The organism is Sphingomonas cremea, assembly GCF_021502585.1.
Classification (GTDB): domain Bacteria; phylum Pseudomonadota; class Alphaproteobacteria; order Sphingomonadales; family Sphingomonadaceae; genus Sphingomicrobium; species Sphingomicrobium cremea.
The window spans coordinates 25,483-46,578 of record NZ_JAKFGM010000001.1 but is presented as its reverse complement, the minus strand read 5'-3'; the positions used below and the strand labels follow the sequence as shown (position 1 = coordinate 46,578).

Sequence of the window (21,096 nt, the reverse complement as noted above, 5' to 3'; positions counted from 1 at the left end):
GCCAGAAGCTGGGGCGCCTAACGCCCGACCAGCTGGCTGGGGCCGATTCCAAGTCCCTAATTGCAGCCCGCAACCTGGTTGCGCATGCCTATATCGTTGTAGCCAGTCAGGGAGGGGCGCCCATCAGCGTTTGGCTGGTGCCCCATCCGGAACGGCACCTAAATGCCCGCGTCATGTCGCGCGACGAACTTGGCGATTGGTTTCGGACTCTGACAAAGGAAATTGAGTTACTTAGGGTCTCCGTCAGTACAATTGGGTGACAATCTTCAACAGACAATAGAAGACCCCGGAGCGATCCGGGGTCTTTTCATACCAAGCATTGAGGCCAAGTCGCTTTGCCGAGAGCTTGAATTAAACGGAAATTTAACAGATGATAGCCTCGCTCGGACAAAAATCGGCGGGGGGTATTGCCGATGAGAATGTATGTTGCAGCGGTCTCTATTTCTTTGCTTGCCACACCTACAAGTGCTGCGCCGAAAATTGACGTCCAAGGACTTATTCTTGGCAACGAGGGGGCGCGCTATCTCAAAGGCGTACCCACGCTTGATCTTCAGCAACAACAAGGCGCCGTTCAAATCCGTTTCCTGGAATGGGACCACAGCAATGCCGTGTTTGCAGTTGGCGTTTATAATGCCGGCCTCGAACCTGCGAACGTGGGGCTTGAGAATCTTCATGCTTCGGCAGGTGGGGAGCCGGTAAGAATCTACACATTTGATGAGTTGAAGCGCCAAGCCAAAAACCGCGCCATGTGGGGGAAGATCGGTCTCGCACTGCTCGGGGGAATAGGTGCTGCGGCCGCTGCAAATCAGCGCGATACTTACAGTGGCTCAATTAGTGGACCCTATGGTTCATACCATTACAGCGGTAGCTATCCGAGCTTGGCGGGGCAGCTTCAGGCTGATCGCATCATGGCGAATACATCAGCAAGCATGGCTTTGATCCAATATCGACTAGACCAGACAATTGAGATGGCTCGCGAGCATCTCCTGCAAACGACAACCGTCGATCCGGGGATGGCCTTTGCGGGGCTCGTCGTTGTTCAAAAGCTTGATTACGGCAAGGCGCCGATTGAATTCCGGCTCGATGTTGATTGGAACGGAGAGCGCTATCCATTCGGATACCTGTTGCTGAAGAAGGGTCAGGCAGTTCCTGATGCCTACGCTCAAATGCTTGCGTCCAAAGCCAAGCCTAGGGCGCTATCCGGCGGCTCGTCTTTCGCTACGTCTTCACAATCAAGCAGTCCAAGCGCTGTCGGCTCCGTGCAGACAATCAACGGCGCCATCGCCTTGCGATCCGGCGCAGTGAAGATCCCTGCAAAGACGCCTTCCGGCTACTGCCTGAGAGCACCGCCGGACTACGTGGGAACCGGGTCTCTCAATACGCCTCTTATCAACAAGGCCTTACCACGCTGCTCTGAAGAGCTTGAGCTAGGGGCGCCTTGAAGGCCTGACGGCTTACCGGCACATTGGCTGGTCAATTAACCGGCCTCTTTCTCAGGCTTTGCATACGCGTCCAACCGGCCTTTAGCCGAGCGGAAGCTCCAATGCTCCGGCTGATTGCCAACCGTCGGCCGTGAATGAAGCCCTGGTCGCTCGCCTCCATATGGAAGTGGTCGGCGTAAGCTGGGTTGACGCCCTTCAACGTGTATTTGGCCACACCACCCGGCTTGGTAGCGTCTAGGAAGTGAACTGCACGGTCGAGACATGCGAGGCCGGTCAGCTTCTCCAATCTCGACCGGACGATCCGCTCCAGTTCTGTTCGGGCCCCTTCTGGAGCGCGAACGAACCAATGAACGTGACGCGGGCCTTGATTGGGGTGTTCGTGAACCGCGTAGCAGTCAAACGGGCCAAACGGCCTGCACTTGGTTTTTCGTTGATACGCCCACCACCGCCCGACCCGTTGCCAAAGCTTCTGAAAGAAGGGTCCAGCAGCTTCGGGCGAGATACCGAGGCTGGTCAGTTCAATCGTGATGAGCAAATTGAGCGGACGGCCGTTGTCATTGGCAAATCTAACGGCGTGAAACGCTCTAGCGGCTTGTTTCGGCCCTATGTAGCGGGACCCCCATTTCGTAGCCATTACGACCACCTTATACATACGACGTCGTTCGTGGAATGTTCTAATTAACGGTTCATCGTTTGTTCTAAACGTTACGGCGCAGAATCTGTCTGCCAGCGCTTGGGATGAGCAATCGGGGAGAAGGGAGCCTGAGGAGGTAAATTCGTCACAACAGTCCCGTCCGATTCGCAGCAAGCTGGCCGGGCGTTTCCTAATTCTTCGTGCTGCCTCTTGAACCCTGCGCAATCGCTCCGCTGCACTGGGCGTAAAATGCTGTCCTACAGCCCCCGCATGAGCGCATAGAATGGTCGATGAGCACGCCCCCCTTCGACTGGACCGAATTCGAACCCGAATTCGACGACCCCACGAAACACATCCCCTTCACCCCCGTCCCCCGCCTCCGCGCCCGTCGCCGCGGGTGGTCGGAGGGGCGGCAGCGGGCGTTCATCTTTGCCTTGTCGCGCTGCGGCAGCGTCGCTCGCGCCGCGCGCGCGGTGGGGATGAGCCCACGCAGCGCATACCAGCTGCTCTACGCGCCCGGGGCCGATGACTTCGCCCGGGCCTGGGACATGGCGATCGACCAGGGGGTGGCGCGGGTTCGCGCCGATGCACTGCAGCGTGCGCTTGGCGGCGCGTTCGTGCCGGTGTTCCGGCGCGGGAAGCTGGTCCGGGTCGAACATCGCCGGTCCGACGCGCTGGCCATCGCCCTGCTCGGCGGTCAGGACAAGGTCATCGACGATTATCGCCGCACCGCCGTCTCCCGCCGCCGCTACCGCCAGGACATGGCGGAGTTGGACCGGCAGCGGGAGGAGGAGCAGCGTCGCAAGGACCAGGTCTGGGCCGAACACCAGGCGATCCTCGACCGGATCGAGCTCGACCGCCTGCTAGGCCGCGACCGCCCCCAACCTCGTGTTCGCATACTCTAACTTCACAAAAATGGTCGCCGTCCCCATGAAATTAGTGAAGCTAAGAGGCCGCGAGTGCCCGATGCGCCGGCTAATTTGCCTACCGAATGCCCGCGGAACGCTGAAACGCGCGCGGGGTTTGGCCATAGGCCTGGCGGAAGGCGGCGGTGAAATGGCTGTGGCTCGAAAAGCCGAGATCGAGACCCAGCATGGTCAGATCGTCGTAGCGGTCGAGCAGGTCGAGCGCCCGGGCGAGCCGCAGCCGCAGGTGATAGCGGTAGAGCGGAACGCCTTCGACCTGCCGGAACAATTGGGTGAGATAGACAGGCGAGACGCCGACCTCGCGTCCGATTTCCGTCGATGTCCAACGCCGCGCAGGCTCAGACGCCAGCATTCGCTTGGCCCGATCGACGATCCTCTTCGTTCCAAATCGCGGTTCGCGAGCGTTCGGGCTGCGCTCGCCCAGTGCGCGGGCCACCAGTGCAAACGCGATCGTCTCCACCTCAAGCGGTTCGGCAATGCCCTTCGCCAGGCGGTGCCGCAAATGCGCAAGAAGCAACTGGGCGTTGGGATCGATGCCACGATGCTGGCGGCGAAACCGCAGCTGCTCGCCCGCAACGACCTGGTCGACCGGCGCAAGCTCGCGAAGCACTTCCTCGGCAACCAGCAAGGAAAGGCAGGCATCTCCGCCGTCTGCGGGATGGCTGATGCTATACTCCTCACCATTGTTGAAGAATATCAGCTGGTTAGCTTCGCCTATCGCCTCGCTTCGACCGACATGGCGGGCAAAGACACCGCGATAGGGAAAAACGAGATGTGTAGCGCTCGCACATTCCGCCGCGCTCTTGTGACGGCAGGTTCCGCTGCACAGGATGTCGCGGATCGCAATTGCCGGCGTCTCGTGCAGCAAGCGGACCGCTAATTCAGACATTGTAGGCCCGCTTCCAGAATCGGTTCTGCCATGACGGGCCCTTATCCACGATCGCTAAAAATCTCGACAGCGATTCCAGGCCGCCCCGTGCTCTGCCTGCTTCAGATCGCCAATCGATAGCAGCCCTTCGGGCACGGAGAAGAGGACATGGACCGCCGTACGTTTCTAAAGGTTACAGCCAGCACCGCCGCAGCGACACTGGCTGCCGGCCGGGCCGCGGCCGCAGTCACGAGCGATCCTGTGGCGATCGATGCACTCCATGCGCAAGAATTCCGTCGCAAAAGGCGCTTCGTCAAATTGCCTGCGGGCAAGATTGCCTATGTCGAGGATGGAGCCGGTCCGACTGCCCTGTTCCTGCATGGGTTTCCGCTAAACAGTTTCCAGTGGCGCCATGCGATTGAGCGGCTGTCGATGCACCGTCGCTGCATCGCACCCGACTTCCTCGGCATGGGCTATACCGAAGTAAACGACGGCCAATCGGTCGGACCCGACGCGCAGGTCGATATGCTTGTCGCACTGCTCGACAAGCTTGGGGTCCGAGATGTCGACTTGATCGCCAATGACAGTGGCGGGGCCGTCGCCCAGCTATTCCTGGTGCGGCATCCGGGGCGGGTCCGCACGCTGCTACTCACCAATTGCGATACCGAGATCGAAAGCCCTCCCGCAGCGATGCTGCCGGTGATCGCGCTGGCCAAGGAAGGCCGGTATGTCGACGAATGGCTGGCACCGTGGCGCGCCGATCCTGCACTGGCGCGTTCGCCCGCGGGCATCGGCGGCATGTGCTATTCGAACCCCGCCAACCCGACCGACGAGGCAATCGAGACCTATTTCGCGCCCTTGCTGGTATCGCCTCGTAAGAAGGCATTCGCGAACGCCTACGCCGTCGCGCTCGAGCGCAATCCCTTGGCCGGCATCGCCCCGAAGCTGGCGCAAGTTCAGGTACCCACCCGGGTAATTTGGGGCATGGCCGACACCATCTTCTCGCCCGCAAATGCCGACTATCTCGACCGCACTCTCGGCAACTCACGAGGCGTGATGCGGTTCGAGACGGGCAAATTGTTTTGGCCGGAAGAATATTCCGACATCATTGCGGAAGAAGCCCGTCGGCTTTGGGATGCCACCAAGCCTTATTCGACATAGCCGACGAGCACCGCGCAATCGCTTCGCCATGTTCGGACGCTCAGGGCTTAATTGCCCCCTCTCCCATCATAGGGATCCTCGCCGCTGTAATAGGTTCCGCCGTGGACGTGGCTATCGATATCGAGCATTCGATAGACGAGGCAGGTGCCGAGTACGGCGCTGAGCAGAAGGTATCCCCCAGCGACATAAAGAAGAATGGTGAGCCAATAATCCACGGATGGCGTTGCCGAGAGCACCACTCCCGGAGCTATAGCTAGGAAGAACAGAAAACAGGCCGCGAGCATTCTTGCTACGCGATCGATATTGCCGACGTTTTTGAGCATGATAACGCTCCTCCACCTGGGTCCAGGCGCCTGTCTCCGGTCGGCCCCGGACTAGCTGGGCTCGGCGGATCAGTCGGCCTCAGTCGGGCCGCTATGATATTCTCCACCATGGACATCGCTTTCGATGCCAATCATCCGGTAGATAAGGCAGTGGCCGGTAATCGCAGTGATTACGAGATAGGCGGCGACGGCAAGAAAGCCATAAGCCACCCCGCCATTGATCGCGGGAGTGGCGGCAAGGAAGGTGAGCGAGGCCGCCACCACAATCCTCACGACGCGGTCGACCCGTCCAACGGTTTTGTTCATCTTGACGCTTCCTCCACGATTGGGCCCAGCAACTTGCCTGACAGCCCTGGTTACGCGGCGCAGGCGGCCACCACATCGACCGTCGCGTCACAGGCAATGTAGCGCGAACTGGGGCGGTTGGGCAAATCGCTTTGCGGGCGGGAAAAGGCGGCAAACTCGTGGTTGTCCGCCGCACCTAAATCATCGACCCGGCGTTTATAAATGCGGCCGTCAGGGGCATAGGGACTGTACATGAGTTTTCGCCGTCTTTTCATGATGCTGTTCGCGCTGGCGATATTGGTCGCCCCGCTAGCCATGCCCGAAGGCGGGGTGGCGGCCGCTGCGCCATATCACAGCTAAATGGTCGATACGGGCCATTGCAGCGGGAGATCGGCGAGGACGCTACGCCCAATGCCGCGCGGCAACGTGTTGCAGTAACCAGCTCCCTGCCGGACCAGGTGGCGTATCGGTCCGATAGATTGCGTCGAACATATAATCGATGCCCAGCTGATCGGGTAGTGCAAGGCGAACCAGCGTGCCATCGACAAGGTCGGGTTCGACGATCGGCAATGGCATGCTGCCCCAGCCGATCCCTTCCCTAAGCAGGGCATGTTTGGCGCCAAGGTCGGCCAGCCGCCAGGTTCGCGGGCTAAGGACCGAGAAATCGCGCCCTTTGGTGAGCGGGGAGCGGTCGGTCAGGACCAGCTGGATATGGTCACGGGTCGCGCCGGGCGGCACGGGGTGCAGCTTTGCCAGTGGATGATCGGGTGCTGCTACAGGCACAAGCTTGACCGAGCCGGCATGGATCCTCTCCAGCTGATCGGCACCTTCAATGATTGTCGCCAGCGGCCCGCTGATACCGATCCGGGCCCGACCGGTGAGAACCAGGTCGGCCACAGCGCCGAGCGCCTCGACGTGCAGGCGAAGCGATACCGTCGGGAATTCGCGCTGAAACGATTTTAACAAATCGCCGAGCTGCGCGGCCGGAACCATGACGTCGACCGCAAGGCTGAGTTCGGCCTCAAGGCCTTCCAGCAGTCCCTTGGCCTTCGCGCGAAGGCCGTCGACTCCATGGGCGACGGTCCGCGCTTCGGCCAGTATCGCTTGGCCGGCAACGGTAAGCGTCGGCCTGCGCGTGGCGTCGCGTTCGAACAGCGCCAGGCCAAGCTGGGCCTCAAGATTGTCGATGCCGTAACTGATAACAGAGGTAGCGCGGTTAAGGCGGCGACCGGCCGCGGCGAAACTGCCGGTTTCCGCCACTGCCAGGAATATGCGCAGCTGATCGAACGTTGGAGTACCGGGACTCGCCATATCCTATTATTCGACTTTTCTGAATAATTTCCACAAGATTATGCCACTAATCATTGGAGCTGCCCGGCCCTACATCGTCACCAATCCAAGAGGGTGACAACGATGACCGTACTGAACGCAACCGCACCGAAGCTGACCCAGTCCGAATGGAAGAAAGTCGCGTCGACACTGCTGGGGATCGACGTCCGTCATCCTCGGTCGGGCGAAGCGCCCGATCCGATCCGGCAGTTCGTTTCCCTGACGCGCCGCGATCGCAGGCCTGCCGACCAATGCCGCGAAGCGCTGTCCCAGCTGGGCTTCAACGAGCGGCAGATCGCCGCGCTCGGCATCCTGTCCCTTTAATCTTATAAGTCGGGAGAGTATCAATGATTGAACTTCGACCCTTTTCCAGCCTCGGTGGCGAGAACCATGGTTGGCTTGATGCCAAGCATCACTTTTCATTCGCAAACTATTATGATCCCGATCGGGTGAATTGGGGCTCGCTGAGGGTCTGGAACGACGACACCATCCAACCGCAGACCGGCTTTCCACCCCATCCGCACCGCGACATGGAGATCATCACTTATGTCCGCGAAGGCGCGATCACGCACCGCGACAATATGGGCAATGTCGGCCGCACTGAGGCGGGCGACGTCCAGGTGATGTCGGCCGGCACCGGCGTTCGGCACAGCGAATATAATCTGGAAGACGGTGTCACCCGCATCTTCCAGATCTGGATCATGCCAGACCGCGAAGGCGAGCAACCGAATTGGGGCAGCAAGCCCTTCCCCAAGGCCGACCGTGCCGAAGGTTTCGTAACGCTGGCCAGCGGGATGGGCGGTGACGATGGCGCCCTGCCTATCCGAGCCAACGCACGGGTTTCCGGCGTGACGGTCAAGGCTGGCGAAACGGTGCGTTATTCGCTCGGCGAGGGCCGCAATGCCTATCTCGTTCCCGCCACCGGGCGGGTCGAGGTCAATGGCGTCGCCGCCGGAGCGCGCGACGGTGTTGCCATCCGCGACGTCGACGAAATCGCGGTCACCGCGATCAACGACAGCGAAATCATATTGGTCGACGCAGCCTGACCCCGCGCGTCGCCCGGGCCCGCCGGTTTCTCCCCTGGCCGGCGGGCTCACCCCTTACGATGGCAACCGGCACGAGATTGTGGTTGAATATCAACGAAGGGGGCTGGTGGAGCTGAGGGGAATCGAACCCCTGACCTCTGCAGTGCGATTGCAGCGCTCTCCCATCTGAGCTACAGCCCCGCGCCCTACGGTGGGCGCCCCAATAGCCGCGCTTTCTTGCCGTGGCAACGTGTCTCAATTCCCCTTTCTCACTCCGGCGCTCATGGCCTTCGCTTGGGCGTTGTCCTGCCCCTTCCGGCGGAACGGCGCCTTTCCGAAATCGTTGATTGGATCGAGGATTTAGGGCGGACGGGCTGGTTCGAAAAAGGAGGAATTTCCATGGCTTATGACCGATATGAAACCCGCCGCGGCTGGCGCGAACCGCGTTCTCGATTTGCCGGCGACTATGATCGACCCGAAGAGCGGAGCTATGGCCGTCCGTTCGATCGCGACTATGATCGCGACGATCGAGGCTTCTTCGAGCGCGCCGGTGACGAGGTGGCCAGTTGGTTCGGCGACGAGGAAGCCGAGCGCCGCCGCCGCGAGGACGCGCGGCGCTTCGATCGCGACGAAGACCGCTGGAGCCGCCGTCCCGGCACCTTTACGGGCGACGATGATTATTCACGCTACGGCCGGGTGCCCCGGTTCCGCGAGGAAGGCTATCGCCGCCCCTACACCGGCCGCTTCCAAGGCCGTGGCTTTATCGGTGGGGACGACCGCCTTGACCGAGGTGACCGTTGGACTCCGGAGCGGCAGCGCGATTTCACGGGCACCGCTTCGGGTATCCACGATCCACATTATAGCGAATGGCGTCGCCGACAACTGGACGAGCTGGATCGTGACTATGACGATTATCGCCGCGAAAATCAGTCGCGCTTCGAGGATGATTTCTTGTCATGGCGCAACACCCGGCAAGGCAAGCGCCAGCTGCTCGGCCATGTGCGCGAACATATGACCGTTGTCGGATCGGACGAGGAGCATATCGGCACAATCGACAAGATTCGCGGCGACCGGATTGTGCTCAGTAAGAGCGACAGCGACGACGAGCAGCATCATTCGCTGCAATGCTGGATGGTCGATCGGGTCGAAGGCGACCGGGTCATCCTCGATCGGCCGGCCGCCGAGGCAAAGCAGCAGTTCACGGCCGAGAATCGCGATCGCGGATTGTTCGACCGCGATGAAGATCGCGAGACAGGCCCGCACATGCTGAACCGTAGTTTCTCGGGCACTTACGAGCGTTAAGCAGCAAATATTGACCCGATCGAAGGCCCGGCTGTCGTTCGCGGTGGCCGGGCCTTTCGTTTGTGGCGCTACCGGCCTAATCCGTTTCGAAGCGCGACGTGAGGAGACGAGCAATGGCCAAGGCCTGGCATTTGATGCGCCGCCCGCAGGGTATGCCGGTCATGGAGGATTTCGCGTTGAAGGAGCAGAGCCTGCCCGCGCTTGGCGAGGGCATGGTCCGCGTCCGGAATCGCTGGCTGTCGGTCGATCCTTATATGCGTGGCCGCATGAACGACGTGAAAAGCTATGTCCCGCCGTTCGCGCTCGATGCCCCGATGGAAGGTGGGGCGGTCGGCGAAGTCGTCGAAAGCCGCGACGCCGGATTCGCACCGGGCGACTTGGTGCTGCACATGGGCGGGTGGCGCGACGAAGCGGTCGTGCCCGCATCGTCGCTGAACAAGTTGCCAGCAATTCCCGGAGTCGAGCCGCAGGCGTTTCTCGGCAATCTCGGCCTGACCGGCGGCACCGCCTATTTCGGATTGCTCGAAGCGGCGTCGGCGAACGAAGGCGATATCGTCTTTGTGTCCGCCGCGGCGGGCGCGGTGGGATCGGCAGTGGTGCAGATCGCAAAGGCGCTCGGAATGACCGTGATTGGCTCCGCCGGGGGAGCTGGCAAATGCGACTTCGTCCGCTCGCTCGGTGCCGATGCGGTGGTCGATTACAAAGCCGGCCCGGTGCTGAAGCAGCTGGCGGAGGCAGCTCCCAAGGGCATCGACGTTTATTTCGACAATGTTGGCGGCGACCATCTCGACTCCGCGCTGGCGCTGGCGCGAAAAGACGCACGCTTCGCCATTTGCGGGATGATCGAGGGCTATAACGAGGCACATCCGACTTGCCTCAAATATATCATGCGGATCATCGCTATGCGCATCCGCCTGCAGGGCTTCATCTACACTGATTATTTGGCGAAGATGGGCGACTTTTATCGTGACATGGGCGGATGGATCGCAAGCGGCCAAGTGCGCGGGCGCGATACCATCTTCGAGGGCCTCGAAAGGACGCCCGACGCCTTCCTCGGCCTGTTCAGCGGGGCCAATACGGGCAAAATGCTGGTGAAGCTCTGAGCACGGCTATGCCGGCCACTTAGCGAATAAAGGCTTTAACGCGCGTAATTGCAGCTTGACGGATTGCCGCTCGACAAGCCGCGGCGGAGGGCCTCCATCCGCTGTGCAGACGTCCCGTGGGTGAAATTGTCCGGCGAGACCTGACCCTTGGTCAGCATGTCGTCGCCGATCGCCTCTGCGGCGCGCATGCCTTCTTCGATATCGCCCTGCTCCAGCGCGCCGGACCGCGCCGCCCAAACCCCCGCGTAGCAGTCGGCCTGAAGCTCGACCCCGACCTGGATCTGGTTGCCGCCGGCGGTGCCTGAGCTGGCCTGTGCTGCCTGCGCTTTGTCGAGCGTGCCCTCCAGGTCCTGGATATGATGCCCGACCTCATGGGCGATGACATAGGCCTGGGCGAAATCGCCCGGGGCGCCGAACCGCCGAGACAGTTCGTTGAAAAATGCGGGGTCGATGTAGATCTGCTTGTCGGTCGGGCAGTAGAAAGGCCCCATCGCCGCCTGCGCCGCGCCGCAGCCCGACTGGTTGTAATCAGTGTAGGCGATCAACCTGGTCGGCGTATATTTCGCGCCGGCCTGCTGGAAGACTTGGCTCCACACCTGCTCGGTCGACCCCAGCACCTGGCGCATGAACTTGCTGGTCGCGGGATCGAGCTTTGACGGCCCAGACTGAGTAGAACCGCCGCCGAGCATCCCGCCGCCCCCGCCAAGCTGCGTTAGCGCGCAATAGCCGAGAACAAGGATCAGCACTCCGACGATCCCGAAACGCGAGGCGACCAACGGCAAGATCATGCCGAGCCCGCCGCCCAGGTTCATTCCGCCACCGCCCGATTGGCCGGTTCGGTCCTCGAAATTGTCGCTTTCCGGTGAATCGCCAAAGCGCATGAAACTCTCCCTGCCTTGGGGTCCCAATGCTCCACCCGCGTAACGGTTGCAATCGAAGGCGCGGGCCGCGACATCAGCCGCAAAGGAGAATCGCAACCCATGAAGCTTCAGGGCAAGACTGCGCTTGTTACCGGATCGTCTTCGGGCATTGGCCTGGCAATCGCCCGGGCGCTGGCATTCGAAGGCGCCAGCGTGATGATCAATGGCTTTGGCGACCCCCAGGAAATCGAGTCCATCCGCCTCGAGCTTGAGGCTTCGTCGGGCGCGCAGGCGCACTATGACGGCGCCGACCTGGGCGACGCCACGGCGATCGAGGAGATGATCAAGCGCTGTAGCCATGAGCTCACGGCGCCCGATATCCTGGTCAATAATGCGGGGATTCAGTACGTTTCACCGGTCGAGGATTTTCCGGTCGAGAAGTGGGAAGCGATCCTTCGGATCAACCTGACCGCAGTGTTCCACACGACCCGGCTCTGCCTGCCGGCCATGCGTCAGCGCGGCTGGGGCCGGATCATCAACACCGCTTCGGCGCATAGCCTCGTCGCATCGCCCAACAAGTCGGCCTATGTCGCCGCCAAGCATGGCGTTGCTGGATTCACCAAGACGGTGGCCCTGGAAGCGGCGCGTGACGGCGTTACAGTCAACTGCATCTCTCCGGGCTATGTCTGGACCACGCTCGTAGAGAACCAGATCCCCGATACGATGAAGGCCCGCGGCCTGACGCGCGAGCAGGTAATGAACGACGTGCTCCTGGCTGCGCAGCCGACCAAGCGGTTCGTGACGGTCGACGAGGTGGCCAGCCTTGCGCTTTACCTGACCAGCGATGGCGCCGCCTCTATTACAGGTGCCAACTTGTCGATGGACGGAGGTTGGACGGCAGCCTAGGCTCGCGCCATGCGGATCCCTGTCGCGCTTGCATTTCTTTCTCTAACCGCCTGCGCCACCACGCCGCGCCCAACCATCACCGATTGGCGAGTTGTCGCGACCGACGACGATCGCGAGCGAATGCGCGATTGGCGCACGGCTTTCACCAAGGCCCTCGACCAGGCGCAGGCGGCGGGTCATGCGGCCGACATCGCTCGCGAAGGGGTGTTGCTTGAGCCCGACGCCGCGCTCGGCCCGGTGCCGATCCCCAATGGACGCTACAAGTGCCGGGTGATCAAGCTCGGCGCGAAGAGCGAAGGCATGCTCGACTACATCGCCTATCCGGCCTTCGACTGCCGAATTGGCCAGGAGAAAGAGCTGCAAAGCTTTTACAAACTGACCGGGTCGCAACGTCACACGGGCCTGATCTTTGCCTCCGATCCGTTGAGGCAGGCATTCCTCGGCACGCTGGTCCTCGGCGACGAAAGTCGGGCCATGCAATATGGCCGGGACCAGGATCGCGACCTCGCCGGCTGGGTGGAGCGCATCGGCGACAATCGCTGGCGACTGATCCTGCCCTACCCCCATTTTGAATCGACCCTGGATGTGGTCGAGCTTGTTCCGGAGCCATGACATGACGCGCACTGCCCTCGCCCTGCTGGCCGCATCAATCCTTGCCGCCCCTGCCCCCGCCGCGACGCTCAACGAAGCAATCCGAGCCGACATGCCGGAGCTGATGACGCTTTATCGCGACCTCCACGCCAATCCCGAATTGTCGATGCAGGAAGTCAGGAGCCCGGCCAAACTGGCGGTGGAAATGAGGAAACTCGGCTTTACCGTGACCGAGAAGGTCGGCAAGACCGGCGTTGTCTCGGTCATGAAGAACGGCGCCGGGCCGACTCTCCTCATCCGTGCCGACATGGATGGGTTGCCGGTGGTCGAGCAAACCAACCTCCCGTTCGCCTCCAAGGTCCGGGCCGTGGCCCGCTCCGGCGTGGAAACCGGGGTGATGCACGCCTGCGGTCATGACACCCACATGACCAGCTTCATCGGTGCCGCCCGGCGGTTGGCAGCGATGAAGGACCAGTGGTCTGGGACGCTCGTTATGATCCTCCAGCCTGGCGAGGAAACCGGCGAAGGGGCTCGAACGATGCTGGAGGACGGGCTCTATACCCGCTTCCCCAAGCCCAATGTGGCGCTCGCCTTTCACGACGCCGCTGCACTGCCTGCCGGAATGATCGGCATCACTCCTGGCTACGCCCTGGCCAATGTCGACAGCGTCGACATCAGCGTCAAGGGCATCGGCGGTCATGGAGCATATCCGCAGGCGACCAGGGACCCGATCGTGCTGGCCAGCCGGATTGTCACTACGCTTCAGACCTTGGTCAGCCGTGAAAACGACCCATCGCAACCGGCGGTGGTAACCGTCGGAAGTTTCCAGGCCGGCGCCAAGCACAACATCATTTCCGACGAGGCCAAGCTTCAACTGACGGTGCGCAGCTACACGCCCGAGGTACGGAAGCTCTTGCTGGACGGGATCCGGCGCATCGCTCGCGGCGAGGCGATCGCAGCTGGAATGCCCGAGGACAAGATGCCGGTCGTCACGATCCGCGAGGCGGAATTTACCCCGTCGACCTTCAACACCGAGAAAATCAGCGCGAGCACCTTGGCGCTTTTCCAGCAGCATTTTGGCCCGGAGCGCGCGATCAAAACCCCGGCCGTAATGGGCGGTGAGGACTTCAGCCGTTACTGGCTGGCCGACAAGTCGATTGAGAGCCTGATTTTCTGGGTCGGCGGAACCCCCAAGTCCGTGTGGGACGCGGCCGGCGGCAACCAGCAGAAACTCCCTTCGCTCCACAGCCCTTATTGGGCGCCGGACGCCGAAGCCGTCATTTCAACGGCGACAGAGGCAATGACGATTGCCGCGCTGGACGTGCTTAAGAAGGGCTAGCTACCGCAAGCGGCGGGAAACGGCGCCTTATTGATTCAGTTGGACTTTCGGCGTGACAATCCGAACCACCACCCGTCGTGCTTCGGTATTGTTTACCGGTGCCGCTTCGCCGGGCGCCGTGGTGCCCTCACCCATCGCCGATGGCGAAAGGACCCGCCCTGGCTCAATCGCCCCAGTTTGGCGCAGATAATTGCTGACAGCCATGGCGCGCTTCTGGCTCAGACGCTCGTTCGCCGCAGCGTTGCCGGTTGGGTCGGCGAAGCCGAGGATCGAAATGCGGTAATTGCCGTAAGTCGGGGCCTTCTGTGCAAGCGCAGTGAGATTCTGCTTATAGGTTACCCCAATTACTGCGCTTCCGGTTGGGAAATAGACAATCGATTCCTCACGGATCACATATTCCTGGCCGCCGATGATGGCGCTCCGAAGCTCAGCGAATTCCGCGACGGTACCAGCCTTGGCGGCCACCGCAGCGCGCCAGTCACGATCCTTGAACTTGATGTCCTCGGCCGTCACCGTCTGGCCCTGCATGTCGCCATTGACTGTAAAGATGAGGCCAGGGATCAGCGCCTTTACGGGGCGCGCTTCCCTCTTTGCGATACCGCTGGTCTGAGTGATCTTTGTGGAAGGTGTCAAAATGACGGTCAGCGGCCCGTTCATGGTCTTGGCTGTAATCGTATTGCCGTCGACCGCCGTAATGACGGCTTCGGTCTTCACCGGCTCTGCAAAGGCGTAGGTCGAAACCAGTAGGGTGGCGGCGCAGACTGCCAAGCCATTTTTCGTGACTTTCATTTCAATTTTCCTCTCGAAGGCTCATGCCCGGAGGTATGGGTGGGGGACCCAGTCGGTAAATAGGGTAATACCCTTAGGACGCCCATGAAGAATTACGGGGCGAGTGCGGGCAATTGCAGAAGCTAAAGCTGAACTATTCGGCCGCCCACAGCCTGGATTTCTCGACGATAGTCAGCTCGCGCAGCAATGTGTCGACGCTGCCGGTCAGGTCGTCGAGGAAGGTGATCTGGTGTCGTGCGCCGCGGTAGGATTCGACCAGCAATATGGCGTCTATCAGGATCGGCACCACCAGGCTTTCCGGATCGTCCATTTCGGCGATGCCGCGCAGCTTTTCCAGTGCCTTGCGTCGCGCGCTTTCCGGATCGGACATGGCCGCAGCCCGCCCAATAAGCCAACTCATCTTCGATTCTCCATTAAAGGATCAAAAGTAGCGACGGTATGCGCGGCGGCTAGCTCGGGCGGTCTCGGCGTCGCACCGCCTCGGCGCATCGCCAATAGAAAAGCCCGCCGCGACTGGCGCGACGGGCTTGGAGGCTCGGCACCTCCGAATTGATCAACTGTGTTTCGGACGTTCGGTTCCAGCGTCCCGGCGCAAGACCACTTAAGCGCTCGCATATTTCAATCGCTCGACCTGCGACGAGGACAGGTTCAGCGATAACGCCGCGATCAGTTGCTCCGCCTGGTCCAAACTGGTCGCGCTGGCGATGGGGGCCGTGACGGCGGGCTGAGCCTTGAGCCAGGCAAGCGCTACCGTGGCCATTGCCCGACCGGTTTCGGCCGCGACCTCCTCCAGCGCCGCCAGCACTTTTTGGCCACGCTCACTGTCGAGATATTCGATGCTCCGGGAACTGCGGACACTTTTGCCGAGATCGTCCTTCGACCGGTATTTGCCGGTGAGGAAGCCGCTGGCGAGGCCGTAATAAGGGAAAAATGAAAGTCCCTCGCGCAGCGCTACGTCGCGCAGCGGCCCCTCGAACTTCTCTCGTTCAACAAGATTATACCAATTCTGAAGCGCGTCGGGCCTGTCGAAGCCCTCGCTCGCGCTAACGGCAAGCGCTTCCTCGACCCGTGCGGCGGTGAAGTTGGAAAGGCCGATCGATCGGATTTTCCCGGCCCGGCGGAGCTTGTCGAATTCCCTCAGGCTGTCGGCCAGCGGGACACTCTCGTCATCCTTGTGCTGGTAATAAAGGTCGATCTGCTCAATCCCCAGCCGCTGGAGCGAGGCATCGCATGATGGCCCGATCGTGTCCGGTGCAAGGCCAGCCATGAAACCGACCTTGGTCGCAATGATCACCTTGTCGCGCTTGGCGGGATCCCGCCTCAGCCAACGGCCGATCAGCGCTTCGCTCTCCCCGCCCTTATGGCCCGGAGCCCAGGCCGAATAGACGTCGGCCGTGTCGATCATCGTGCCGCCGGCATCGACGAATGCATCGAGTACCGCGAAGCTCGCCGCCTCATCAGCGGTCCAGTCGAATACGTTGCCACCGAGCGCGACGGGCGCGACCTCGATCCCGCTATTTCCGATCGGACGCCTTTCCATCGACGCGCTCCCTTTCGAACCATTCGGCCGCTTCTTTTACGCGCTGGCTATGCGACAATCGGGTTACCAGCACGGAGTCACCGGAAGCGATGATAACCAGGTCGTCGACACCAATAGCGGCTATCCTGGGTCCGTCACTGCGGATCAGATTTGCATGACTGTCGAGGACCAGGGCGTTTCCGACGACGACGTTGCCGCCCTCATCCTTGACTGAAGCGTCGAACACTGCCGTCCAGCTGCCAACGTCCGACCAGCCCATCGATACCGGTACGACCGCCACACGGTCCGACTGCTCCATCACCGCATAGTCGATCGACTTGGCCGGCGACCGGGCAAAGGGCGCTTCGGCGATACGGATTAACGGGCCGTCGCGCTTGCCTTGTTCAAGGGCTTCGGTCGCAGCCTCAAGAATTCCCGGCGCATGGCGCAGCAGCTCCTCCCGCCAAGTTGCGGCCGAAGCCAGGAAGATACCCGCATTCCAATAGTGGCCGCCCTCAGCCAGCATCGCCTCAGCCCGTTCGATTTGCGGCTTCTCGACGAACCGTGCCACCGGACGAACCCCCTCGCCTTTGCCCCCGGCAATGTAACCGAAGCCCGTCGCCGGATGGTCGGGCTCAATGCCGAAGGTGACGATCTTTCCCGCTTCGGCTTCCGGCCGCGCCAAGGCGATGGCGTTATGAAATGCCTCGACGTCGCCAATGTGATGATCGCTGGGGCAGACCAGCAATATTTCGTCCTCGTTGGCCAGCATTGCCGCCAGCGCGATCGCTGCCGCACTGTCGCGCTTCATCGGTTCGAGGATGATACTCGCCCCGGCTCCAACCATGGTCCGAAGCTCCAGCTCCTGTGCCTGGTTGGCAACGACAATCGGCGGGGCGAAGGCATCACCGAATCGCTCCAACGTCTGCTCGAATAGGTTCTGCTCGCCAATCAGCGGAATAAGATGCTTTGGCCGCTCAGCAGTCGACAGCGGCCACAGCCGAGTCCCCGCACCACCTGCTAAAATTACCGGACGGATCGGCCGCTCTCCATGGGATACGCTCATAATCTGCTCCATGGAGATAACAGCCGCAGAATGCCAGCGTTCACCTTTCCTTTGTAAAATTTTGCGACACCCTCCTGCATGTCGGTGAATTTGACAGTCGAGGCTCAGTGGAGACGTTGATCGCCTTCTGGGCGCATGCCCTCGCCGCGGCGCTGTTCGCCTCGCTCACCTTGTGGGAGCTCCGGCGGGGGGTGGCCGAAAGCGAGCAGCGCATGCTGCTTGCCGCCTTCGCCCTGACTGGCGTCTGGGCGTGGATCACCGCAATGGCGCCAACGTCCATGCTTGCCGCCTATTCGGAGACCGCCCGCAACCTGGTCTGGGTCGGCGTACTCTATCGACTAGCCGGAATCGACGGCAGTGAAGAGCAGCGCGGAGTCCGGCCGGTCTATGCGGCAGTGGCGGCGGTGCTTGGCCTGCAATTGGTGGTCGACGCTCTGCCCCTGGTGGTCGAAACCGACGGAATCAGCAGCAACCATGCGCTGGTCGTAACCGCAATCATCCTCCGCCTGACCGCTGCTGCCGGCGCGCTGGTCCTGGTTCACAACCTCTACGGACAAGCTGCGCCGTCGAGCAGGGGGAGCATCCGCCTGGCGATGATCGCCCTCGCAATCATGTGGGGCTACGACCTTAATCTATACACCATCGCCTATTTCGATCCCGGCTCTGCCAAGGGATTGTTCGACTGGCGCGGGCTCGCGCTGGCTCTCGCTGCTCCACTTTTCGCCGTCGGCGGAACGCAGGATGATCGCTGGCGAATCCGCCTGTCGCGCGCCGCGACCTTCCAGAGCCTCTCGCTGCTGGCCATCACCGCCTATCTGGCGGTGATGTCGGTGCTGGTGACCGGGCTTCGGGGTTCCGGCGTCGACTGGACCCGGGCACTGCTGATTGCATTGCTGGCGGCGATCACGGTGGCTGCAATCGTACTATTGCCCTCAAGCCGCGCGCGGGGTTGGGCCAAGGTCAAGATCGCCAAGCACTTCTTCGAACATCGCTATGACTATCGCACCGAATGGCTGCGTTTTACCGAGACCATCGGCGCGACCGGGCCGAAGGCAGCGCCACTCGGTGAGCGAGTAATCAAGGCCTTTGCTGACATCCTTGACGCGCCTGGCGGATTGCTACTCGTCGCCGACGAAAGCGGCTCGATCGAGCCTGCGGCCTCCTGGAACTGGTCGGGTAGCTCAAATCTCGGCTCCGCCATCCCAAGTGCGGAAGCGCTGAACTTCTGGCTGTCGGTTGGCGCCGAGGGCCGGATTATCGATTTCGATGCGCTCGGCGGCGGCTGGGCCGATGCCCGCGACCGGGAATTGGACATCCCTGCCCCGCTGCTCGGCGAAGAACAGGCCTGGACCGGCGTGCCATTGATCCATGAGGATCGGTTGGTCGGCCTGGTCCTGATGGCAGCGCCAGACTATCGCCGCCCATTGGACTGGGAGGATTTCGACCTGCTCCGGACCGCCGGGCGGCAGGCCGCGTCGTCGCTTGCCGAAGCTCACGGCCAGCAGGCGCTGATGAATGCCCAGCGGTTCGAGGATTTCAATCGCCGCTTTGCCTTCATCCTGCACGACGTAAAGAACCTGGTCAGCCAATTGTCGCTGTTGGCTCGAAATGCGGAGCGGCATGCTGACAATGCCGAATTTCGCGCAGACATGGTCGCGACCCTGAAGGGCTCGGTCGGCAAGATGAACGACCTGCTTGCACGGCTTGCCCCGGCCCCTGACCAGCGACCCGCGAGGCCCGAGCCGACGCCACTGCGGCCGCTGGTCGCGTCGGCAATCGCCGCCAATCGAGGCGATCATGACATCATGCTCTTGGGCGACGGAAATTTGTGGGTCATGGCCGACCCACTGATGCTCGAGCAGGCAATCGGGCACCTTGTCCAAAACGCAGTCGACGCAAGCAGTCCCAGCCAACCGGTCACGGTTCGAATGAGCGACGAGGACCGGGACGTCCTCATCACGGTTGCCGACACCGGGACCGGCATGGACGCCGATTTCATCCGCACTCGATTGTTCCAGCCTTTTGCCTCGACCAAGAAGGGCGGCTTTGGCGTGGGCGCGTTTGAGGCGAAGAGCCTGATCGCAGCCATGGGCGGCCGCCTCTCCGTCGAGAGTAAGGCAGGCGAGGGCAGCAGCTTCACCATTAGCCTTAACGCGGCCCAACCCGCCGCCGAACCAAAACGGAAGAGCGCATGAGCGACCAACCCGAACTCCCAGTCCTGCTGATCGTCGAAGATGACGAAGGCCTCCAGCGCCAGTTGAAGTGGGCTTATGAAGGCTATCGCGTGGTGAGCGCCGGGGACCGCGCGACTGCAATCGAAATGGTGCGCCTGCACGAACCGGCGGTGGTCACGCTCGACCTCGGCCTGCCTCCCGATCCCGACGGCACGACCGAAGGATTTGCGACGCTGACCGAGATTCTGAACCTCAAGCCCAATACGAAGATCATCGTTGCGTCGGGCCATGGCGCAAGGGAAAGCGCGCTCAAGGCAATCGCGCTTGGCGCCTATGATTTCTACCATAAGCCAGTGGATATCGACGAGCTTGGGCTGATCGTCGGCCGCGCCTTCCACGTTTATGAAATCGAAGTCGAGAACCGGCGGCTCGAGGCTGCAGGAGGGGGCGCGGCAGCGCTTGGAAGCCTGCTCACCGGAAGCCCGGAAATGGTCAAGGTCATTCGGACCATCGAGCGAGTTGCTGGCGCCGATGTCTCGGTGATGCTGTTGGGCGCCAGCGGCACCGGCAAGGAACTGCTGGCCCGTGCGGTCCATGAAAAGTCGGCGCGTGCCAAGGGCGAATTCGTTGCCATCAATTGCGCCGCCATCCCGGAGAACCTGCTTGAGGCCGAGCTGTTCGGCTATGAGCGCGGCGCCTTCACCGGCGCGGTCAAGACCACGCCGGGCAAGATCGAGCTCGCGCAGGGCGGGACGCTTTTCCTGGACGAAGTCGGCGACATTCCGCTGCCGCTCCAGGTCAAGCTGCTGCGTTTTCTCCAGGAGCGAGTGATCGAACGAATTGGTGGCCGGGCCCCCATCGCCGTCGATACCCGCATCGTCTGCGCCACGCACCAGAACCTGGAAGCGATGATCGGTGACGGGCGTTTCCGGGAGGACCTTTATTATCGACTGGCCGAGATCGTGGTGAAGATTCCGAGCCTCGCTGAGCGGGCGGGCGATGCCGTGCTCCTGGCACGTCATTTCGCTTCCCGCTTCGCGCGGGAAATGAATCCGAAGGTGCAAGGACTGGCCCCGGATGCAACGGACGCGATCGACGCCTATCAATGGCCCGGAAATGTTCGCGAGCTTGAGAACCGCATCAAGCGGGCGGTGATCATGGCCGACGGCAAGTCGGTTGGGGCGGCGGACCTCGACCTGCCGGGCGCGCGCAGCGGCGGAGACGAGCCGCTCCCCGTAAACCTCCGGGCCGCGCGCGAAGTCGCCGATCGTCGAGCCATCCGCCAGGCGCTGACCCGAACCGAAAACAACATTAGCGGTGCGGCGAAGCTGCTCGGCATCAGCCGGCCGACCCTCTATGATTTGATGAAGCAGTATCAACTGGGAGCCTGACCGGCCGTCAATTGACGAACCGCCGCTGCTTTTCGACAGACGTCCTTGCCCAGCCCTGTTGTG

Annotated in this window: 22 protein-coding genes and 1 tRNA gene; 12 read left to right on the top strand and 11 right to left on the bottom strand. The window is 61.8% G+C overall.

Annotated elements, in window-relative coordinates:
• Positions 1-413 precede the first annotated feature (413 nt).
• The gene (locus LVY65_RS00220) at positions 414-1,442 is read left to right on the top strand and encodes a hypothetical protein (RefSeq protein ID WP_235066008.1); all 1,029 of its coding nucleotides are present in this window, start codon (positions 414-416) and stop codon (positions 1,440-1,442) included.
• Positions 1,443-2,366: 924 nt separating this feature from the next.
• Positions 2,367-2,981 carry a hypothetical protein gene (locus LVY65_RS00215; RefSeq protein WP_235066007.1) on the top strand — a complete coding sequence of 205 codons (615 nt, stop codon included), beginning with the start codon at positions 2,367-2,369 and terminating at the stop codon, positions 2,979-2,981.
• A 79-nt stretch (positions 2,982-3,060) separates the two neighbouring features.
• Here LVY65_RS00215 and LVY65_RS00210 read toward each other — a convergent pair whose 3' ends face one another.
• The gene (locus LVY65_RS00210; protein WP_235066006.1) at positions 3,061-3,891 is read right to left on the bottom strand and encodes a helix-turn-helix domain-containing protein; all 831 of its coding nucleotides are present in this window, start codon (positions 3,889-3,891) and stop codon (positions 3,061-3,063) included.
• Positions 3,892-4,038: 147 nt separating this feature from the next.
• Between LVY65_RS00210 and LVY65_RS00205 the strand changes: the two genes are divergently transcribed.
• The gene (locus LVY65_RS00205) at positions 4,039-5,031 is read left to right on the top strand and encodes an alpha/beta fold hydrolase (protein ID WP_235066005.1); all 993 of its coding nucleotides are present in this window, start codon (positions 4,039-4,041) and stop codon (positions 5,029-5,031) included.
• Positions 5,032-5,078: 47 nt separating this feature from the next.
• Here the strand turns inward: LVY65_RS00205 and LVY65_RS00200 are convergent, their stop codons facing one another.
• The 4 genes from LVY65_RS00200 to LVY65_RS00185 form a co-directional block, all read right to left on the bottom strand.
• Positions 5,079-5,354, bottom strand: a complete 276-nt coding sequence (locus LVY65_RS00200; protein WP_235066004.1) for a YgaP family membrane protein — start codon at positions 5,352-5,354, stop codon at positions 5,079-5,081.
• 69 nt (positions 5,355-5,423) lie between these two features.
• Positions 5,424-5,660, bottom strand: coding sequence for a YgaP family membrane protein (locus LVY65_RS00195; RefSeq protein ID WP_235066003.1), 237 nt, complete (start codon positions 5,658-5,660; stop codon positions 5,424-5,426).
• Positions 5,661-5,710: 50 nt separating this feature from the next.
• Entirely contained in the window at positions 5,711-5,893 is a 183-nt protein-coding gene (locus LVY65_RS00190; protein WP_235066002.1) for a hypothetical protein, read from the bottom strand.
• 148 nt (positions 5,894-6,041) lie between these two features.
• Positions 6,042-6,950 (bottom strand): LysR family transcriptional regulator, encoded by a 909-nt coding sequence (locus LVY65_RS00185; RefSeq protein ID WP_235066001.1) that lies wholly within the window; start codon positions 6,948-6,950, stop codon positions 6,042-6,044.
• A 102-nt stretch (positions 6,951-7,052) separates the two neighbouring features.
• Here LVY65_RS00185 and LVY65_RS00180 point away from each other — a divergent pair, with 102 nt between their 5' ends.
• Positions 7,053-7,292 (top strand): hypothetical protein, encoded by a 240-nt coding sequence (locus tag LVY65_RS00180; RefSeq protein ID WP_235066000.1) that lies wholly within the window; start codon positions 7,053-7,055, stop codon positions 7,290-7,292.
• Between the two features lie 23 nt (positions 7,293-7,315).
• Positions 7,316-8,014: a pirin family protein gene (locus tag LVY65_RS00175; RefSeq protein ID WP_235065999.1), complete on the top strand. Its 699-nt coding sequence runs from the start codon at positions 7,316-7,318 to the stop codon at positions 8,012-8,014.
• Between the two features lie 104 nt (positions 8,015-8,118).
• On the opposite strand, the gene LVY65_RS00170 is transcribed toward LVY65_RS00175, so the two are convergent.
• A tRNA-Ala gene (locus LVY65_RS00170) sits at positions 8,119-8,194 on the bottom strand.
• Positions 8,195-8,392: 198 nt separating this feature from the next.
• Here LVY65_RS00170 and LVY65_RS00165 point away from each other — a divergent pair.
• Positions 8,393-9,295 carry a DUF2171 domain-containing protein gene (locus LVY65_RS00165; protein WP_235065998.1) on the top strand — a complete coding sequence of 301 codons (903 nt, stop codon included), beginning with the start codon at positions 8,393-8,395 and terminating at the stop codon, positions 9,293-9,295.
• Positions 9,296-9,408: 113 nt separating this feature from the next.
• Positions 9,409-10,398 (top strand): NADP-dependent oxidoreductase, encoded by a 990-nt coding sequence (locus tag LVY65_RS00160; RefSeq protein WP_235065997.1) that lies wholly within the window; start codon positions 9,409-9,411, stop codon positions 10,396-10,398.
• A gap of 35 nt (positions 10,399-10,433) precedes the next feature.
• On the opposite strand, the gene ypfJ is transcribed toward LVY65_RS00160, so the two are convergent.
• Complete coding sequence (gene ypfJ / locus LVY65_RS00155) at positions 10,434-11,279, bottom strand: KPN_02809 family neutral zinc metallopeptidase (RefSeq protein WP_235065996.1); 846 nt, start codon at positions 11,277-11,279, stop codon at positions 10,434-10,436.
• Between the two features lie 99 nt (positions 11,280-11,378).
• Here ypfJ and LVY65_RS00150 point away from each other — a divergent pair, with 99 nt between their 5' ends.
• The 3 genes from LVY65_RS00150 to LVY65_RS00140 are packed head-to-tail and all read left to right on the top strand — an operon-like array spanning position 11,379 to position 14,094.
• Complete coding sequence (locus tag LVY65_RS00150) at positions 11,379-12,164, top strand: 3-hydroxybutyrate dehydrogenase (protein ID WP_235065995.1); 786 nt, start codon at positions 11,379-11,381, stop codon at positions 12,162-12,164.
• A 9-nt stretch (positions 12,165-12,173) separates the two neighbouring features.
• Positions 12,174-12,776, top strand: coding sequence for a DUF4893 domain-containing protein (locus LVY65_RS00145; RefSeq protein ID WP_235065994.1), 603 nt, complete (start codon positions 12,174-12,176; stop codon positions 12,774-12,776).
• Between the two features lies 1 nt (position 12,777).
• A complete protein-coding gene (locus tag LVY65_RS00140) occupies positions 12,778-14,094 on the top strand; it encodes an amidohydrolase (protein WP_235065993.1) in 1,317 nt (438 codons plus the stop codon).
• A gap of 27 nt (positions 14,095-14,121) precedes the next feature.
• On the opposite strand, the gene LVY65_RS00135 is transcribed toward LVY65_RS00140, so the two are convergent.
• From LVY65_RS00135 to LVY65_RS00120, 4 genes are all read right to left on the bottom strand, one after another.
• Positions 14,122-14,883 carry an OmpA family protein gene (locus tag LVY65_RS00135; RefSeq protein WP_235065992.1) on the bottom strand — a complete coding sequence of 254 codons (762 nt, stop codon included), beginning with the start codon at positions 14,881-14,883 and terminating at the stop codon, positions 14,122-14,124.
• Between the two features lie 133 nt (positions 14,884-15,016).
• Complete coding sequence (locus LVY65_RS00130; protein WP_235065991.1) at positions 15,017-15,283, bottom strand: hypothetical protein; 267 nt, start codon at positions 15,281-15,283, stop codon at positions 15,017-15,019.
• A gap of 201 nt (positions 15,284-15,484) precedes the next feature.
• A complete protein-coding gene (locus LVY65_RS00125) occupies positions 15,485-16,423 on the bottom strand; it encodes an aldo/keto reductase (RefSeq protein WP_235065990.1) in 939 nt (312 codons plus the stop codon).
• The gene (locus LVY65_RS00120; protein WP_235065989.1) at positions 16,398-17,468 is read right to left on the bottom strand and encodes a mannose-1-phosphate guanylyltransferase; all 1,071 of its coding nucleotides are present in this window, start codon (positions 17,466-17,468) and stop codon (positions 16,398-16,400) included. Before LVY65_RS00120 ends, LVY65_RS00125 begins: the two co-directional genes overlap by 26 nt.
• 107 nt (positions 17,469-17,575) lie before the next feature.
• On the opposite strand from LVY65_RS00120, the gene prsK reads away from it, so the two are divergent.
• Together prsK and prsR are read left to right on the top strand one after the other, a co-directional pair.
• Positions 17,576-19,663 (top strand): XrtA/PEP-CTERM system histidine kinase PrsK, encoded by a 2,088-nt coding sequence (gene prsK, locus LVY65_RS00115; protein ID WP_235065988.1) that lies wholly within the window; start codon positions 17,576-17,578, stop codon positions 19,661-19,663.
• On the top strand, positions 19,660-21,033 hold the full coding sequence (gene prsR, locus LVY65_RS00110; protein ID WP_235065987.1) for a PEP-CTERM-box response regulator transcription factor: 1,374 nt from the start codon (positions 19,660-19,662) through the stop codon (positions 21,031-21,033). Before prsK ends, prsR begins: the two co-directional genes overlap by 4 nt.
• Positions 21,034-21,096 lie beyond the last annotated feature (63 nt).

Excerpts from the sequence above, each read along its gene's own strand:
- prsR (WP_235065987.1), top strand. The coding sequence starts at position 19,660 with ATGAGCGACCAACCCGAACTCCCAGTCCTGCTGATCGTCGAAGATGAC.
- LVY65_RS00135 (WP_235065992.1), bottom strand. The coding sequence starts at position 14,883 with ATGAAAGTCACGAAAAATGGCTTGGCAGTCTGCGCCGCCACCCTACTG.
- LVY65_RS00160 (WP_235065997.1), top strand. The coding sequence starts at position 9,409 with ATGGCCAAGGCCTGGCATTTGATGCGCCGCCCGCAGGGTATGCCGGTC.
- LVY65_RS00150 (WP_235065995.1), top strand. The coding sequence starts at position 11,379 with ATGAAGCTTCAGGGCAAGACTGCGCTTGTTACCGGATCGTCTTCGGGC.
- LVY65_RS00220 (WP_235066008.1), top strand. The coding sequence starts at position 414 with ATGAGAATGTATGTTGCAGCGGTCTCTATTTCTTTGCTTGCCACACCT.
- LVY65_RS00175 (WP_235065999.1), top strand. The coding sequence starts at position 7,316 with ATGATTGAACTTCGACCCTTTTCCAGCCTCGGTGGCGAGAACCATGGT.
- LVY65_RS00125 (WP_235065990.1), bottom strand. The coding sequence starts at position 16,423 with ATGGAAAGGCGTCCGATCGGAAATAGCGGGATCGAGGTCGCGCCCGTC.
- LVY65_RS00185 (WP_235066001.1), bottom strand. The coding sequence starts at position 6,950 with ATGGCGAGTCCCGGTACTCCAACGTTCGATCAGCTGCGCATATTCCTG.
- LVY65_RS00190 (WP_235066002.1), bottom strand. The coding sequence starts at position 5,893 with ATGTACAGTCCCTATGCCCCTGACGGCCGCATTTATAAACGCCGGGTC.
- LVY65_RS00180 (WP_235066000.1), top strand. The coding sequence starts at position 7,053 with ATGACCGTACTGAACGCAACCGCACCGAAGCTGACCCAGTCCGAATGG.
- LVY65_RS00200 (WP_235066004.1), bottom strand. The coding sequence starts at position 5,354 with ATGCTCAAAAACGTCGGCAATATCGATCGCGTAGCAAGAATGCTCGCG.
- LVY65_RS00210 (WP_235066006.1), bottom strand. The coding sequence starts at position 3,891 with ATGTCTGAATTAGCGGTCCGCTTGCTGCACGAGACGCCGGCAATTGCG.
- LVY65_RS00140 (WP_235065993.1), top strand. The coding sequence starts at position 12,778 with ATGACGCGCACTGCCCTCGCCCTGCTGGCCGCATCAATCCTTGCCGCC.
- ypfJ (WP_235065996.1), bottom strand. The coding sequence starts at position 11,279 with ATGCGCTTTGGCGATTCACCGGAAAGCGACAATTTCGAGGACCGAACC.
- LVY65_RS00120 (WP_235065989.1), bottom strand. The coding sequence starts at position 17,468 with ATGAGCGTATCCCATGGAGAGCGGCCGATCCGTCCGGTAATTTTAGCA.
- LVY65_RS00165 (WP_235065998.1), top strand. The coding sequence starts at position 8,393 with ATGGCTTATGACCGATATGAAACCCGCCGCGGCTGGCGCGAACCGCGT.
- LVY65_RS00205 (WP_235066005.1), top strand. The coding sequence starts at position 4,039 with ATGGACCGCCGTACGTTTCTAAAGGTTACAGCCAGCACCGCCGCAGCG.
- LVY65_RS00195 (WP_235066003.1), bottom strand. The coding sequence starts at position 5,660 with ATGAACAAAACCGTTGGACGGGTCGACCGCGTCGTGAGGATTGTGGTG.
- LVY65_RS00215 (WP_235066007.1), top strand. The coding sequence starts at position 2,367 with ATGAGCACGCCCCCCTTCGACTGGACCGAATTCGAACCCGAATTCGAC.
- LVY65_RS00145 (WP_235065994.1), top strand. The coding sequence starts at position 12,174 with ATGCGGATCCCTGTCGCGCTTGCATTTCTTTCTCTAACCGCCTGCGCC.
- LVY65_RS00130 (WP_235065991.1), bottom strand. The coding sequence starts at position 15,283 with ATGAGTTGGCTTATTGGGCGGGCTGCGGCCATGTCCGATCCGGAAAGC.